The organism is Streptacidiphilus jiangxiensis, from assembly GCF_900109465.1.
In the GTDB taxonomy this organism is placed as follows: Bacteria; Actinomycetota; Actinomycetes; order Streptomycetales; family Streptomycetaceae; genus Streptacidiphilus; species Streptacidiphilus jiangxiensis.
The window spans coordinates 47,819-61,993 of the sequence record NZ_FOAZ01000015.1 but is presented as its reverse complement, the minus strand read 5'-3'; the positions used below and the strand labels follow the sequence as shown (position 1 = coordinate 61,993).

15 protein-coding genes are annotated in these 14,175 nt (G+C 73.0%); 8 read left to right on the top strand and 7 right to left on the bottom strand.

All coding sequences use genetic code 11. The annotated features are described in order from the left end of the window. Positions 1-94 precede the first annotated feature (94 nt). The 3 genes from BMY61_RS26275 to BMY61_RS26265 form a co-directional block, all read right to left on the bottom strand. Positions 95-814: a GntR family transcriptional regulator gene (locus tag BMY61_RS26275; RefSeq protein ID WP_042455466.1), complete on the bottom strand. Its 720-nt coding sequence runs from the start codon at positions 812-814 to the stop codon at positions 95-97. 107 nt (positions 815-921) lie between these two features. Continuing rightward, a complete protein-coding gene (locus BMY61_RS26270) occupies positions 922-1,383 on the bottom strand; it encodes an SRPBCC family protein (protein ID WP_042455462.1) in 462 nt (153 codons plus the stop codon). A 27-nt stretch (positions 1,384-1,410) separates the two neighbouring features. Continuing rightward, positions 1,411-1,848, bottom strand: coding sequence for a VOC family protein (locus BMY61_RS26265; RefSeq protein WP_042455460.1), 438 nt, complete (start codon positions 1,846-1,848; stop codon positions 1,411-1,413). A 94-nt stretch (positions 1,849-1,942) separates the two neighbouring features. Here BMY61_RS26265 and BMY61_RS26260 point away from each other — a divergent pair, with 94 nt between their 5' ends. The 3 genes from BMY61_RS26260 to BMY61_RS26250 all read left to right on the top strand — a co-directional run bounded on the left by BMY61_RS26260 (position 1,943) and on the right by BMY61_RS26250 (position 3,596). Further along, positions 1,943-2,479, top strand: a complete 537-nt coding sequence (locus BMY61_RS26260) for a gamma carbonic anhydrase family protein (RefSeq protein WP_042455455.1) — start codon at positions 1,943-1,945, stop codon at positions 2,477-2,479. 25 nt (positions 2,480-2,504) lie between these two features. Beyond that, positions 2,505-2,933 (top strand): OsmC family protein, encoded by a 429-nt coding sequence (locus BMY61_RS26255; protein WP_042455452.1) that lies wholly within the window; start codon positions 2,505-2,507, stop codon positions 2,931-2,933. Between the two features lie 75 nt (positions 2,934-3,008). Then, the gene (locus tag BMY61_RS26250) at positions 3,009-3,596 is read left to right on the top strand and encodes a hypothetical protein (protein WP_042455450.1); all 588 of its coding nucleotides are present in this window, start codon (positions 3,009-3,011) and stop codon (positions 3,594-3,596) included. Here BMY61_RS26250 and BMY61_RS26245 read toward each other — a convergent pair. Together BMY61_RS26245 and BMY61_RS26240 are read right to left on the bottom strand one after the other, a co-directional pair. After that, positions 3,581-4,225 (bottom strand): response regulator transcription factor, encoded by a 645-nt coding sequence (locus BMY61_RS26245; protein WP_042455448.1) that lies wholly within the window; start codon positions 4,223-4,225, stop codon positions 3,581-3,583. The two genes, BMY61_RS26250 and BMY61_RS26245, sit on opposite strands and share 16 nt — an antisense overlap. Further along, positions 4,177-5,703 (bottom strand): sensor histidine kinase, encoded by a 1,527-nt coding sequence (locus BMY61_RS26240; RefSeq protein ID WP_052439224.1) that lies wholly within the window; start codon positions 5,701-5,703, stop codon positions 4,177-4,179. The genes BMY61_RS26245 and BMY61_RS26240 overlap by 49 nt, the downstream gene beginning before the upstream one ends. Before the next feature lie 195 nt (positions 5,704-5,898). On the opposite strand from BMY61_RS26240, the gene BMY61_RS26235 reads away from it, so the two are divergent. From BMY61_RS26235 to BMY61_RS26220, 4 genes are all read left to right on the top strand, one after another. Continuing rightward, positions 5,899-6,609, top strand: coding sequence for an ABC transporter ATP-binding protein (locus BMY61_RS26235; protein WP_042455445.1), 711 nt, complete (start codon positions 5,899-5,901; stop codon positions 6,607-6,609). Beyond that, positions 6,606-8,981 (top strand): ABC transporter permease, encoded by a 2,376-nt coding sequence (locus tag BMY61_RS26230; RefSeq protein WP_042455442.1) that lies wholly within the window; start codon positions 6,606-6,608, stop codon positions 8,979-8,981. Before BMY61_RS26235 ends, BMY61_RS26230 begins: the two co-directional genes overlap by 4 nt. A 125-nt stretch (positions 8,982-9,106) precedes the next feature. Next, the gene (locus tag BMY61_RS26225; protein WP_042455439.1) at positions 9,107-10,555 is read left to right on the top strand and encodes a WGR domain-containing protein; all 1,449 of its coding nucleotides are present in this window, start codon (positions 9,107-9,109) and stop codon (positions 10,553-10,555) included. 156 nt (positions 10,556-10,711) lie between these two features. Further along, a complete protein-coding gene (locus BMY61_RS26220; RefSeq protein WP_042455436.1) occupies positions 10,712-11,500 on the top strand; it encodes an SGNH/GDSL hydrolase family protein in 789 nt (262 codons plus the stop codon). 12 nt (positions 11,501-11,512) lie between these two features. On the opposite strand, the gene BMY61_RS26215 is transcribed toward BMY61_RS26220, so the two are convergent. Next, on the bottom strand, positions 11,513-12,169 hold the full coding sequence (locus BMY61_RS26215; RefSeq protein ID WP_042455433.1) for a CBS domain-containing protein: 657 nt from the start codon (positions 12,167-12,169) through the stop codon (positions 11,513-11,515). A 188-nt stretch (positions 12,170-12,357) separates the two neighbouring features. On the opposite strand from BMY61_RS26215, the gene BMY61_RS26210 reads away from it, so the two are divergent. Next, positions 12,358-13,485 carry an NADH:flavin oxidoreductase gene (locus BMY61_RS26210; protein ID WP_042455429.1) on the top strand — a complete coding sequence of 376 codons (1,128 nt, stop codon included), beginning with the start codon at positions 12,358-12,360 and terminating at the stop codon, positions 13,483-13,485. 45 nt (positions 13,486-13,530) lie between these two features. Here the strand turns inward: BMY61_RS26210 and BMY61_RS26205 are convergent, their stop codons facing one another. Beyond that, a complete protein-coding gene (locus BMY61_RS26205; protein WP_052439223.1) occupies positions 13,531-14,175 on the bottom strand; it encodes a hemerythrin domain-containing protein in 645 nt (214 codons plus the stop codon).

The window sequence follows — 14,175 nt, the reverse complement described above, 5'->3', positions numbered from 1 at the left end:
TGCTCCCGCATCAGGGGTCGAAGGCCTCAGGGGCGCGAGAAGCCACCCAACGAGGTGGAGCCCAGAAGGCGCAGGGCCAACTGAACGTCGCTGCCTAGGAGGCGGCGCGGACCTCGACTCCCGCCTCACCGAAGGTGAGCTTGCAGTTGTCGGCCCGGTACGTGGAGACCGCGGCGGCGAGGATGCCGTCCTCGCCGGCGTAGCGGGTGGTGAGGACCAGGACGGGGATGCCCGGGGGGCGCTCCAGGAGGCGGGCCTGCTCCTCCTCGGCGACGCCGAGCTCGACCGCGCGGGACTCGCCCTCGATCGGCAGGGCCTGGAACTGCTTCAGCATCGCGCGGGCCCGGCTGGACTCGGCCAGGAAGCCGGGGACGTGCGGCATGATCTCGACGGGCACGTAGAGCGTCTCGGTGCCGACGGCCGTGCCGGCCATCATCCGCACCCGGCGGACACTGTGGACCTCGACGCCGGCCTCGACGCCCAGCGCCGCGGCGACGCCCGCGGTGGCCGGGACGGTGCCGCAGTCGACGATGCGCCAGGTGTCGCGCGCGGAGGCCTCGGCGACGGGGACACCCATGCGCGGGGCGGCGATCAGGGTGCCGATGCCGCGACGGCGCACCAGGCGGCCTTCGAGTTCGAGCTGGTCGAGGGCCTGCCGGAGGGTGGCCCGGGCGACACCGAAGCGCGCGGCGAGGTCACGCTCGTTGGGGAGCACCTCGCCGGTGTGGAACTCCTGCTCGATGGTTCGGACCAGAACAGTGCGCAGCTGCCAGTACTTGGGCTCCGGTACCGACTCGGTCGCCGTGGTCCCCACCCTTGCCTCCGCCTGTGTGCGCCCTGCTGGGCAGGGGCGAGATTACGTTCCCTTATTTATTAAAGGACGTTGCGTTATGGTGACCATAGGGGCAGCGGGGGCATTGGTCAAGACCAATGGCAGAGGGCCAGGTAGTGGGCCAGTCCGAGGCGTCCACAGCGCATCATCCAGGCGTGATTCGCCCGGAATGCCGGTCTTCCGGGCAGGGCGAGCAACCGCATCAGGGGCTTGCGCACCTCGACGTCCTCCTCGAAGACGGCACGTGCATGACACTCACCGACCGGGCTGACGGTCCACCGGGTGACACCGTGCAGATCACCGACGAGCCGCGCCTCCAGCACCCCCGCCCCGGGATCGTTCCGGGTGGCGTGGACGGTGACGCCCAGTTCGTACGGGAGCAGCGAGCGGAAGCGCATCCGCCCGCTGTCGTCCGTCAGCCGCCGGACCTCCAGGATCTGCGGCCACCACAGCGGGTAGGTGAGCGGGTCGGCCAGCACCCCGAGGACGCGCTCGGCGGGGGCGGCCAGCTCCCAGGCGGAGCGGAAGCGATAGCGGTGAAGTTCGCCCATGCCGCCAGTGTCGTCAAGCCGCCCGAATCAGGCGGGCATCTCGACGCGTCCGTCGCCCGTGAGCGTGAAGCCCGGCGCGTGGACGAGCTCCCACAGGTGGCCGTCCGGGTCCGCGAAGTAGCCGCTGTAGCCGCCCCACTCGGCCGGGACGGGGGCCTTCACCAGGTCAGCGCCGGCGCCGAGGGCGACGGCCATCGCGGCGTCCACCTCCTCGCGGCTGCCGAGGTTGACGGCGAGGGTGACCTCGCGGAAGACCGGCTCGCCGCCCTCCGGCACGCCCGCGTCGGCGGCCAGCGCCTCGGTCGGGAAGAGACCGAGCGTGGAGCCGGCCGTCCGGAACCAGGCGATGGTGCCGGGCTGCGAGGTGGAGGAGAGAGGCCAGCCGAGGGCCTGGTAGAACGCGATGCTCCGGTCGAGGTCGGTGACGCCGAGGGTCACCACGCTGATCGCCGCGGGAAGAGTCATGGCGCCAGGCTAAGCAGGGGGCGGAGGAGAAGCCGGGTGCGACATCCGGCAGGATCGACCCCGGTCACGACCCTCGCAGCCGCAGGAGAGCCTCATGTCCCAGTCCCCCAACCCGCTGATCGCCTCCGTCGCCGGGCGCACGCCCGAGGTCAGCGAGACCGCGTTCGTCGCCGTCAACGCGACCGTCCTCGGTGACGTCCGCCTCGCCCCCGGGGCGAGCGTCTGGTACGGCGCGGTGCTGCGCGGCGACTGCGACACCATCAGCATCGGTCCGGACAGCAACGTGCAGGACAACTGCTCGGCGCACGCCGACTTCGGGTTCCCGGTCAGCGTCGGGGCGCGGGTGTCGGTCGGGCACAACGCGGTGCTGCACGGCTGCACGGTCGAGGACGACTGCCTGATCGGGATGGGCGCCACCGTGCTGAACGGCGCCACGATCGGCGCCGGCTCACTGGTCGCGGCCAACGCGCTGGTCCCGCAGGGCATGCAGGTGCCGCCGGGGTCGCTGGTGGCGGGCGTCCCGGCGAAGGTGCGCCGGGAGCTGACGGACGAGGAGCGCGCGCACCTGAAGCTGAACTCGGAGTGGTACGTCGCGCTGTCGGCGCAGCACCGGGAGATCCGACCGGTCTGAGCCGTGATCGCATAGTGTCGTCGCCATGAGCGACGACACCCTGCGTTCCGTCCGGATCGACCGCACCGCCGAGGGCCACTACACCGCGACCAACGTCCGCGGCGGCACCCTCACCTTCGGGGCCGCCGGGGGCGCCGAGTTCACCCCCGTCGAGCTGCTGCTGGCCGCGATCGGCGGCTGCACGGCGGTCGACGCCGACATCGCGACCAGCCGTCATGCGGAGCCGGTGGAGTTCACCGTCTCGGTGCAGGGGGACAAGGTCAGCGACGAGCAGGGCCAGCACATGACCAACCTGGCCGTCACCTTCCGCGTCAGCTTCCCCGAGGGCGAGGCGGGCGACCGGGCCCGCACGATCCTGCCCCGCGCGGTGAAGACCTCGCACGACCGGCTGTGCACCGTCAGCCGCACGGTCGAGATCGGCACACCGGTCACCTCGACCATCGAGGGTGCCTGAGCCCGGGACCCCGCGCCCGCACAACCCGTCCGACCGGCCGCTATGCTGACGGCCGGTCGACGGGGAGGGCGGTCCATGGGTGAGTTCGGCGCCCCGGTCGGCGTGCACCAGGAGGAAGGCCACTCCCCCGCCCTCGACGAGCTCCTGCCGCTGCCCGCGCGTTCACGGCTCGTCGTGTGGTGCCAGTTCCTGGCCCAGTGGTTCTACCTGCCCATCGGCTCCGTGATCGCGCTGATCGTGATCGTCTTCCTCGTGGTGTCCGGCGGGGACGCGGACATCCCGGCGGGCCAGGAGAAGATCTTCGTCGACGTCCGGCTGCGGCGCGGCCTCGTGCTGGGCTGGAACCGCTGCCGCCTGGAGCGGGTCGGGACGCCCGAGGAGTGGGCCGCCCACACCGAGCGACGCCTGCACGAGGTGCTGCGGCGGCTGGCGAAGAAGGAGGCGAAGGAGGCCCGGCTGATGAAGGACCGCCCGGTCGGCTCCCGCCCGCGCGTCGTCGCGCTGGCCGCGGCGAACTACCGGGGCGCGGGGATCGGGGTGGTGGCGCAGCTGGCCGCCCCACTCGGCTGGTCCGTCGACTGGCCGGCCACGCGCGCGGCCGAGCTCCGCACCGTCTACCTCCGCCGCCCGGCCGACCAGGTCAGTGCTCAGGCGTTGAGGTAGGCCAGCACCGCCAGTACCCGCCGGTTGTCGTCGTCGGAGGGCTGCAGGTCCAGCCGGACGAAGATGGACGCCGTGTGCTTGGCCACCGCCCGCTCGGTGATCACCATGTGCTGCGCGATCGCCGCGTTGGAGCGGCCCTCCGCCATGAGCGCCAGCACCTCGCGCTCACGCGGGGTGAGCGCGGCGACCGGCCCGGCCGCGGCGTTGTGGGTGAGCAGCCGACCGATGACCTCGGGGTCCATCGCCGTACCGCCGGCGGCGACCCTGCGCACGGCGTCGATGAACGAGGTGCCGTCCAGCACCCGGTCCTTGAGCAGGTAGCCGACGCCGCCGCTGCCGTCGGCCAGCAGCTCGCGGGCGTAGAGCTGCTCGACGTACTGGGAGAGCACCAGCACCGGCAGGCCGGGCAGCTCGGCACGTGCGGTCAAGGCGGCCCGCAGGCCCTCGTCGGTGAAGCTGGGCGGCAGCCGTACGTCGACCACCGCCACGTCGGGACGGTCCTTGCGGATCGCCTCCAGCAGTTCCTCGCCGTTCTCGGCCGCCACCGTGACCTCCATGCCGTGCGCCTGCAGCAGGCGGGTCAGCCCGTCCCGGAGGAGGAAGAGGTCTTCGGCGATGGCGACGCGCAAGGGATCTCCAGACTCGCGATGGTGGGACCGCCGACCGGGCTGCTGACGGCCAGCACTCCGTCGAAGGACGCGAGCCGGCGCTCGATGCCGCGCAGCCCGCTCCCCCGCCCGGGGTCGGCCTCGCCGCGCCCGTCGTCGGTGACGACGATCCGCAGCATCCCGTCAGTATGGCCGATCTCGATCCAGCCCCGCCTGGCCTCGGCGTGCTTGACGGTGTTGGCCAGCAGCTCGCTGACGGCGAAGTAGGCCGCCGACTCGACCGCCGCGGGTGGGCGGGTCGCCAAGGCTCCACTCACCTGCACGGACAGCGGCAGGTCCAGCACCAGGGCCTGGACCGCGTCCACGAGCCCACGGTCGGCGAGGACCGGCGGGTGGATGCCGCGCACCAGGTCGCGCAGTTCGACCAGAGCCTTGGCGGACGCGCTCTTGGCCTCCGTCACCAGGGCGCGGGCGGCCGCAGGATCGGTGTCGAAGAGCTGCTCGGCCGCGTTGAGGGCCATGCCGAGCGCCACCAGCCGGGCCTGGGCGCCGTCGTGCAGGTCACGCTCGATGCGGCGCAGTTCGGCAGCGTTGTGGTCGATGGTCTCGGCGCGGGTCTCGGCGAGGTGCTGCACGCGGGCGGTCAGTTCGTGCCGCTGGGAGGGGCCGATCACGAGGCGCGCGGCGCGGGCGTGCAGGTCGAGCACGACGGGCGCGCCCCACAGCACCAGGGCCGGGGACATCGTCAGGGCCATGCCGTAGAGGACCGCCGGCTGGGCGAACCGCCCGTTCGGGCCGAGCTGGTCGAACAGCCACGGCGAGAGGACCAGCAGCACCAGTCCGCCGACGGCCACCGCCCCGGAAAGCAGCACCCACGCCACGTCCCGGCCGAGCGCCGGGTCGGCCAACCAGCCCACCGTCGCGGCTCGTGGACGGACCCACCAACGGCCCTGCTCGGCGTCCGGCAGCGGGCGGTAGGGGTTCGGGATCGGCCGTCCGAACCAGCTGCCGACGAGCCGCCGCTGCTCCGAGGCCACCCAGCGCGCGGCCAGCACGCCGACGATCAGCAGGAACGGCGTCAGCAGCACCACTCCGTGGCTGCCGCCGGGCGTGTTGCCGGGGTAGAAGAACGCCGCCGCGACCGACAGCACACCGGGCAGGGTCAGCACCGCCCCGGCCGCGCGACCACCGCCGCCGCTCGCCCAGGCCGCGCCCCAGACGAGGCAGGGGCCGAGCGTGAGCAGCAGTCCGAAATAGATGTGCAGGTGGTCGCTCGGAGAACTCTGCGCGGCGTTCAGCAGGTGGACCACCACCAGGACCGGTCCGCCCGCCAGCGCGACAAGACCGCACCCCGTGAGCGCGAGAAGGTAGGCGACGCGGAACGGCGCCAGCAGCGTGCGGGCGAGCCGCGCCGCGAACGTCCCGTCCTGCGCGAGTTCCAGCTCCAACGGCGGGACGGTGGTGGCGCGGCCGCGCTCGGAGCCCGGGCCTGGGGTCATGTCGCTCTCCACAGTTCGGTGATCATCGCCGCCAAGTCTGCCCACGCACCACCCGGCTCGGCGCTGGGCGTGGACACCCGATCCGGGGTGTACGTAAGTACACCCCGCACTCACCGTTCACACGTATATCGACCCTGACGTGCGAGTTCGTAGCTTCGTTCCCGTCAACGAACCGTCCGACGCACCGGAGGACCCGTGTCCGCGCCGATCATCGAGATCCGCGACGTCAGCAAGACCTATGACGCATCCGACGCCGCCCGCCCCGCTCTGGCCGACTTCTCCCTGGAGGTCGCGGCCGGCGAGGCGCTCGCGGTACTGGGGCCGTCCGGCAGTGGCAAGTCGACGCTGCTCAACCTGATCGCCGGGCTGGACCGGCCGGACCGGGGTGTGGTGCGCATCGCCGGCACGCCCGTGCACGAACTGGGCGAGGCTGCGCTGGCCGGCTACCGGCGTGAGCGCATCGGCATGGTCTTCCAGTTCTTCAACCTGCTCGACGACCTGACCGTCGAGGACAACGTGCTGATCCCCGCCCAGCTGGCCGGCACCGGCCGTGTCGAGGCGCGGGAGCGCGCGAACGAGCTGCTCACCCGCCTCGGCATCGCCCGGTTCGCCCGCGCCTACCCCGGCACGCTCTCCGGCGGCCAGCGCCAGCGCGTCGCCGTGGCGCGGGCCCTGATGAACAACCCGCCGCTGCTGCTCGCCGACGAGCCGACCGGCGCGCTGGACAGCGAGTCCGCGGCGGAGGTGCGCGAGCTCCTCGGCGCCCTGGTCGCCGAGGGTCGCACGCTGGTGCTGGTCACCCACGACACCGGCCTGGCCGCGCAGTGCGCGACCCGCATCATCGAGCTCGTCGACGGCAGGCTCGCCCGCGACGTCCGCAACACCCCGCTGGCGGTGGCCCGATGAGCCGGAAGGGCAACAATCCGCTGGGCCGGATCGTCCGCGCGGGCGTCAGCCGTAAGCGGGTGCAGACGCTGGTGATGACGCTGACGACGATGACCGCCGTCACCGCGTCCGTCCTCGCGAGCGGGTTGCTGGTCGACTCGCAGGGCCCTTACCAGCGCGCCTTCGCCGCCGAGCACGGCGCGCACCTCTCCGTCGACGTCTCGGGCACGGCCGTCGACGCCGGGCAGTTGGCCGCGACTGCGCACGTGGCCGGGGTGACCGGGACCGCCGGGCCCTACCCGACGCTGACGCTCCACCCGCGTGTCGCCCCGGGCAACAGGTTCATGCCGGCAGGTGACCCGATGGAGGCCACGACCGTCGTCGGCCGCCCGATCGACGGCCCGCTGGACGACCTGCACGTGACCGAGGGCCACTGGCTCACCGGCCCCGGGCAGATCGTGCTCCCGGACGGCCACTCGCCGATGGCCATCGGCGACCGGATGGTCGTCCCCGACGCGCCGGGCCACCCCGTCCTCACCGTGGTGGGCCTCGCCGCTTCCGTCACCGGCACCGCCGACGGCTGGGTCGCGCCGCAGGAGATCCCCGCACTGACGCCACCGGGCACCGTCCCCGACGAGCAGATGCTCTACCGCTTCGCCCACGCCGACTCCCAGGCCGAGGTCGCGGCCGACCGGGCCGCCGTCGCGGCCGTGCTGCCGGCGGGCGCGACGCTCGGCTCCACCTCCTACCTGGACGCCGAGCAGGAGGCCGACCGCAACTCCGCGACGTTCGTGCCGTTCCTGGTCGCCTTCGGGGCACTCGGGCTCTTCATGTCGCTGCTGGTCATCGGCGTCGTGGTGTCCGGCGCGGTCACGGCCGGGCGACGCCGGATCGGCATCCTCAAGGCGATCGGCTTCTCCCCGGCCCAGGTCGTGCGCGCCTACCTCGGCCAGGCGCTGATCCCCGCCACGACCGGGGCGGTCCTCGGCGTGGTGCTGGGCAACCTGCTGTCCATCCCGGTCATGGGCATCGCCGACAAGGCGCTGCGCAGCGTGACCCTGGGCATCCCATTCTGGCTCGACCTGGCGGTGCCGCTGGTGACGCTGGCGGCGGTCACCGGCGCCGCGCTGGTGCCCGCCCGGCGGGCCGGAGGGCTGCGCACCGTCGAGGCGCTGGCCGTGGGCCGCACCGAACAGGCCGGGCGCTTCGGCCGGTCCGCCCACAGCCGCGCCTCGCGGCTGCCGCTGCCGCGCTGGGCCACCCTCGGCCTCGCGCTGCCGTTCGGACGGCCCGCCCGTTCGGCGATCACCATGGCGGCGGTGCTGCTCGGCACCGTCGGCGTCACCTTCGGCGTCGGCCTCGCGCTGTCGCTGAACCAGGTCGCCCAGGGGCTCAGCCACGATCGGCCGGGGGCCGTGCAGGTACTGCCGTTCCCGCCGCTCGGCAGCGGCGTCAAGGCACGCCTGGTCAACGCAGCCGACCTGGACGCCGCGGGGAGCGCCATCGCGGCGCAGCCCGGCACCGCCGGCTCGGTCGAGATCACCACCGCCCGCACGGCCGTCGCCGGGAAGCCGGGACAGACCCAGGTCATCGGCTACCGGGGCGACTCGGGGTGGGCCTCGATGCAGATCGTCTCCGGCCGCTGGTTCGCCGCCCCCGGCGAGGCCGTCGCGCCCAAGGCGTTCCTGAGCGCGTACGACGTCCACGTGGGCGACACCGTGACGCTGAGCGAGAACGGCCGCAGCGCACCGGTGAAGCTCGTCGGCGAGGTGCTGTCCGTCGACAACGAGCTGCTGACCGACGCGGGTTCGCTCACCCCGCTGGCGCTGCCGCTGGTGCCCGACTCGGTCACCTTCGCGATCGAGCTGAAGCCCGGCACGGACCCGGACGCCTACATCAGCAGCCTGACCCACGCGCTGGCCCCGTACGGCCTGAGCGCGATCCCCAGCGGCGGGAACATCAACATCACCGTGCTCGCCATGGACAGCCTGGCCACGATCCTGACGCTGATGCTGGTGACCGTCGCGGGCCTGGGCGTGCTGAACACCGTGCTGCTGGACACCCGGGAGCGGGTCCACGACCTGGGCGTGCTGAAGTCGCTCGGCCTGAAGCCGCGACAGACCGTGGGCATGGTGCTGGCCTCGGTCTCCGTCACCGGGCTGGTGGCCGGCGCGGTGGGCGTCCCGATCGGCATCCTGTTGCAGCGCACCGTGCTGCCCGCGATGGCGGGCGCGGCAGGCACCGAGGTCCCCGGCGCCGACCTCGACGTCTTCCACGCGCCGCTGCTGCTCGCGCTGCTGGCCGGCGGCCTGGTGCTGGCCACGCTCGGTGCCCTCGCGCCGGCGACCTGGGCGGCCCGCGCCCGGACGGCGACGGCGCTGCGGACGGAGTGACGGACCGTCCGTCCGGGCAAGGGCCGTTGTCAGTGCCCCCGCGTAGTGTCGAAGACATCACCGGGGGCGCCGGCAACGGTCTTTCGCGCCTCTCCCCTTACCTGACGTCAGCCCTGGAGGGCCTCATGTCCCCTGCCGTCTCCGCCGTCGGTTCGACCACGTACCTCGAGCTGTCCGAGGAGGGCGAGGGCGCCCACAAGTTCTACGAGGTGCGGCACGAGGGCCTGCAGGTCACCATCTCCTTCGGCCGGATCGGCGAGCAGGGGCAGGTGCGCTCCAGCAGCTACCCGAGCACGGAGAAGGCCGCCGCGGCGGCCGCGAGGAAGATCGGCGAGAAGGTTCGCAAGGGCTACGCCCCGGCAGTGCGCGGGGTGCGTCAGCGCCGGGCGGTGACGCGGCGCCAGATCGTCAGCGCCGCGTCGACGGCTCGTCAGGCGGCGGTGCTGTGGCGGTTCCGCTCCGGGGCTTCCGCGTTCGGCGTCTTCGTCGGCGAGGAGCACGCCTGGGTCGGCAACCAGAAGGGCGACGTCTTCACCCTCACCCACGACGGCGAGGTCACCGGCCGCTTCGGTCTGCCCGACGGCGTCAAGTGCATCGTCGCGGACGACTTCTGGATCTACGCGGGCTGCGACGACGGCCGCGTCTACGACCTCAGTGGCAAGGTGCCGCGTGTCGCCTACGAGATAGCCGAGGACGTCGACATCTTCTGGCTCGACATCCACGACGGCGTGCTCGGCGTCTCCGACGCGAACGGCGGGGTGACCAGCATCGACCACGAGGACGAGTTCCAGTGGCGCCGCAAGGGCGCCGGCACCTCGGCCTGGATGGTCCGCTGCGACGCCGAGGGCGTCTATCACGGCGACTCGGCGGGCGTCGCCCGCTACGGCGCCGACGGCGCGCCGCGCTGGTCCACGCCGACGGAGGGCGCGGTCCTCTTCGGCTGGCAGGAGCCGCGCGAGGTCTTCGCCGGAACCAGCCGCGGCTGGGTCTACCGCCTCGCCAAGTCCGACGGCTCACTTCTCACCCGCTACCGCTGCGACGCGGCGGTCTTCTCCTGCGCCGCATCCCCCGACGGCCGGTACGTCTTCGCCGGGGACAACCACTCCTCCGTCTACTGCTTCGCCGCGGACGGCACGCGGCTGTGGAAGCTCGGCACGGGCTGCGGCTCCGCGTACTCCATGCAGTACCGCGACGAACGCCTCTACCTGGTCACCACGGACGGCTCCCTCGCCTGCCTCGACGTGAGCGAGGCCGCGGTCCGCGCGGCGGAGGGCGGCACGGTGCCGCAGCCCGCGGACATCAAGGCCACGGGCTGGGAGCGGGTCGTCCCCTCCGAGGAGGTCACCGTCGTGACGACGGCCCCGACGAACGGCATCGTCGTGGAGTGCGTCCAGTCCGGCCCGGCCGGCCGCATGCGCATGCGCGTCGTCTCCCCTGGCTACGACCCGACCTGGCGGGTCCAGTTCCCCAAGGCGATCCGCGTCCCGGGGGCGCGGTACGTGGTCACGGAGATCCACGAGGCCGCGCAAGGCGGTTTCTACCGCACCCGGGGAGACATTCAGCGCTTGCTCTAGTTGCAACCCCAGGGGCGCGAGGAACTGCGCGACAAGCCACCCTGTGCGGATGGTCCTCAATGTGCAGGGCCATCCGCACAGGGTGGTTCCTCGCGCAGTTCCTCGCGCCCCTGGAGGTGCAGCCGCACCAACTGCCTCACCTAGAATCGTTGCACTATGAACCAGCTTCCCCGCTACCGCAGCATGGTCGCCCTCGGCGACTCCTTCACCGAAGGCATGTGCGACGACGTCCTCCCGGACGGGCACTACCGTGGCTGGGCCGATCGCGTCGCCGCCCGGCTCGCCGTCGATGCCGAGGGCGGCGACTTCCGGTACGCGAACCTCGCCGTACGCGGCAAGCTGATCGGGCAGATCGCCGATGAGCAGGGTGACGCCGCCGTCGCGCTCGGCGGGGAGCTGGTGACGCTCGCGGGCGGGCTGAACGACGTGATGCGGCCGGGCTGCGACATCGACCACGTCGAGCGCACGCTCGGCGCCCTCGCGGAGCGCCTCGCGAAGGGTGCGACGCGAGTCGTGATGTTCTTCAGCGTCGACCCGAGTCGACGGATGCGCGGCAGCGCCCGGCTGATGCCGCAGATCCTGCGACTGCAGGGCTTCGTGCGCGACTTCGCCGCCGCGCACGACAACATCGTCGTCGTCGACCTGTTCCACGTGCCGGCCTTCGACGACGCCCGGATGTGGGCCGAGGACCGCCTGCACTTCTCGGCCGAGGGTCACCGCCGCGTCGCCGAGGGGGTGCTCCAGGCGCTCGGGTACCCGGCCTCCTTCGACTGGCGTGAGCCCCTGCCGCCCGCACCGGCGACGCCGCGGCTGACCAGGCTCCGCGCCGACCTGCGCTGGGTCCGCATCCACGTGCTGCCGTGGATCGGGCGGCGGCTCACCGGAAAGTCCAGTGGTGACAACCGCCCGGCCAAGCGCCCCGCCCTGGACGCCTACCCGGGCTGAACCAAAAGGTCTTCACCGCCCGAGGGCGAACGACACGTCCACGACGCCGTCGACGCCCCGCACGGTGTCGGCGACCAGCGGGATCCGGGCCGAGTCCGCCAGTGCGCCGCCGACGGTGACCACGCCGTCGGCGACGTCGACGGTCAGGCCTGCGCAGTCCGCCGCGCCCAGCGCGCGGGTGAGGGCGCCGCGCACGTCGTCGGCCAGGGAGTCGTCGTCGCGCAGGAAGACCTTCAGCACGTCGGCCCGGCTGACGATGCCGAGGAGCACGCCGGAGTCGTCCACGACGGGCAGTCGCTTCACCCGGCGCCGGATCATCACGCGGGCCGCGTCGGCCACGGCCTCGTCGGGGCCGATCGTGACCGCCGGGGCCGTCATCAGATCGGTGGCCCGCAGGGCCGCGATCCTGGTGGCCTCGTCCGGGTCGAGCAGGGCGGACCGCATGCCCAGCCGGCGCTGCCGGTCGGCCTCCTTCAGCAGCAGGTCCGCCTCGGAGACGACGCCGAGCACCCGCCGGCCGGGGTCCAGCACGGGCAGCGCGCTGATCCGGTGCTCCTCCAGCAGCCGGACCAGGTCCTTGAACGGGGTCGCGCTCGACGCGGTCACCACCTCGGCGCTCATCACGTCCCGGACCGTCTGCGCGATCCGTCGCGGCTGCGTCGTCACCATCGGCCTCCTCCTGCTCCCCTGCCGCCGCCCTCAGCCTCGCCGAGAACCACGGGCGTCGCCACCGCACGACTGTGGCCGGGATCACACGCCGCTCGCCCCGCGTCGTGAAATGCCTCCCGCGTCGTCTCGGTTGTGACGTTCGCGCCTCACCGCGCACCGCACACCCGCACGGCACCCCGAGGAAGCCCATGACCACCGCAGCGTCCGCCGTCTCCCGCGCGGCCGAGATCCTCTCCCGGCCCCTCGCGATCAACGGGCTGACCGTCCCCAACCGCATCGCGATGGCGCCGATGACCCGCATGTTCTCCCCGGGCGGCGTCCCCGGCGAGGACGTGCGCTCGTACTACGCGCGCCGCGCGGCGGCGAACGTCGGGCTGATCGTCACGGAGGGCACCTACGTCGGCCACGACTCCGCCGGGCAGAGCGACCGCGTGCCGCGCTTCCACGGCGAGGAGCAGCTCGCCGGTTGGGCGCAGGTCGCCGACGCGGTGCACGCCGCGGGTGGCCGGATCGTGCCGCAGCTGTGGCACATCGGCATGGTGCGCCAGCAGGGCCAGCCGCCGTACGCCGAGGCCCCGGCGGTGGGCCCCTCCGGGCTGCGCATCGACGGCACCGAGGGCACCGGCCGGGCGATGACCCAAGCCGACCTGGACGAGGTGATCGGCGCGTTCGCGCAGGCCGCAGCGGACGCGGAGCGGATCGGCTTCGACGGTGTGGAGCTGCACGGCGCCCACGGCTACCTGGTGGACCAGTTCCTGTGGGCGGGCACCAACCGCCGCACCGACGCCTACGGCGGCGACCCGGTCGCCCGCACGCGCTTCGCCGCCGAGATCGTGGCCGCGGTCCGCGAGCGGGTCTCGCCCGAGTTCCCGGTGATCTTCCGCTACTCGCAGTGGAAGCAGGAGGCGTACGACGCGCGCCTGGCCGAGACCCCGGAGCAGTTGGAGGCCGTCCTCGCCCCGCTGGCCGCGGCGGGCGTCGACGCGTTCCACGCCTCCACCCGCCGCTACTGGCTGCCGGAGTTCGACGGCTCGGACCTGAACCTGGCCGGCTGGACGAAGAAGCTCACCGGCCGTCCGACGATCACCGTCGGCTCGGTCGGCCTGGACGGCGACTTCATCGGCGCGTTCATGGGCGAGGGCTCGCCCATCCAGGCCCTGGACAACCTCCTGGACCGGATGGAGAACGAGGAGTTCGACATGGTCGCCGTGGGCCGCGCCCTGCTGCAGGACCCGCAGTGGGCGGCCAAGGTGCTCGCCGGCCGCTTCGACGAGCTGGCGCCCTACGACGCGGCCTCGCTGAAGACGCTGAGCTGAGTCCTTAGGACGGCGCCCTTCGGAGGCGGGGTCGGCCCGCGTCGCTCAGTGCGGACGGAGCTGGCCCCAGCCGCCGGCCGGGGTGAACCGGTCGTGCAGGCGCTGCCGCAGGCCCGTCTCGGGCTCCGGGAAGCGGTCCTGCGGCGGTTGGGTGCCGGGCGGAGGCTTGGGCGAGGTCCGGGCCCGGCGCCTGGCGTCCCGCGCCCGGTCACCGGCGGCGTCCAGCTCGGTCTGGCTGCAGGCCTCCCGCAGCAGCGGGAACAGCCGCGCCTCCTCCCAGTTGTCGTGGCCCGTGACGTGCTCGTGCAGCACGGCGACGAGGTGGTCGAACTCGGGGTCGGTGGCCTTGTGCAGTCCGATCAGGTGCAGCGACGCCTCGGTCCGGGCGTGGTCGTCCACTCCGTGGCCGGACAACTCGCCGCCCGCGTCCTCGGGGAGTCTGCGCACCAGCGGGTACAGGCACTCCTCCTCGATCACCCCGTGCCGGACGAGGCGGGGCGTGATCTGGTCGAGCAGCGCCTTGCGTTCCGGATCGCCCAGCGGGGTGCCGAGCACGGCGCTGAACAGCATGCGCATCTCCCAGTGCTCGGAGGTGAGCTGCACCAGCAGGTCGCCGCTGTCGGCGGGGTCGAGCGCGCCGGCGTAGTCGGCGGTGGCCGTCCGGTCGGACCGGGTCTGGATGTCGGTCAT

Bases quoted from the DNA above. Each gene is read 5' to 3' on its own strand.
- BMY61_RS26270 (WP_042455462.1), bottom strand. From the start codon at position 1,383: ATGGGCGAACTTCACCGCTATCGCTTCCGCTCCGCCTGGGAGCTGGCC.
- BMY61_RS26265 (WP_042455460.1), bottom strand. From the start codon at position 1,848: ATGACTCTTCCCGCGGCGATCAGCGTGGTGACCCTCGGCGTCACCGAC.
- BMY61_RS26260 (WP_042455455.1), top strand. From the start codon at position 1,943: ATGTCCCAGTCCCCCAACCCGCTGATCGCCTCCGTCGCCGGGCGCACG.
- BMY61_RS26255 (WP_042455452.1), top strand. From the start codon at position 2,505: ATGAGCGACGACACCCTGCGTTCCGTCCGGATCGACCGCACCGCCGAG.
- BMY61_RS26250 (WP_042455450.1), top strand. From the start codon at position 3,009: ATGGGTGAGTTCGGCGCCCCGGTCGGCGTGCACCAGGAGGAAGGCCAC.
- BMY61_RS26240 (WP_052439224.1), bottom strand. From the start codon at position 5,703: ATGACCCCAGGCCCGGGCTCCGAGCGCGGCCGCGCCACCACCGTCCCG.
- BMY61_RS26230 (WP_042455442.1), top strand. From the start codon at position 6,606: ATGAGCCGGAAGGGCAACAATCCGCTGGGCCGGATCGTCCGCGCGGGC.
- BMY61_RS26225 (WP_042455439.1), top strand. From the start codon at position 9,107: ATGTCCCCTGCCGTCTCCGCCGTCGGTTCGACCACGTACCTCGAGCTG.
- BMY61_RS26220 (WP_042455436.1), top strand. From the start codon at position 10,712: ATGAACCAGCTTCCCCGCTACCGCAGCATGGTCGCCCTCGGCGACTCC.
- BMY61_RS26215 (WP_042455433.1), bottom strand. From the start codon at position 12,169: ATGGTGACGACGCAGCCGCGACGGATCGCGCAGACGGTCCGGGACGTG.
- BMY61_RS26210 (WP_042455429.1), top strand. From the start codon at position 12,358: ATGACCACCGCAGCGTCCGCCGTCTCCCGCGCGGCCGAGATCCTCTCC.
- BMY61_RS26205 (WP_052439223.1), bottom strand. From the start codon at position 14,175: ATGACCGACATCCAGACCCGGTCCGACCGGACGGCCACCGCCGACTAC.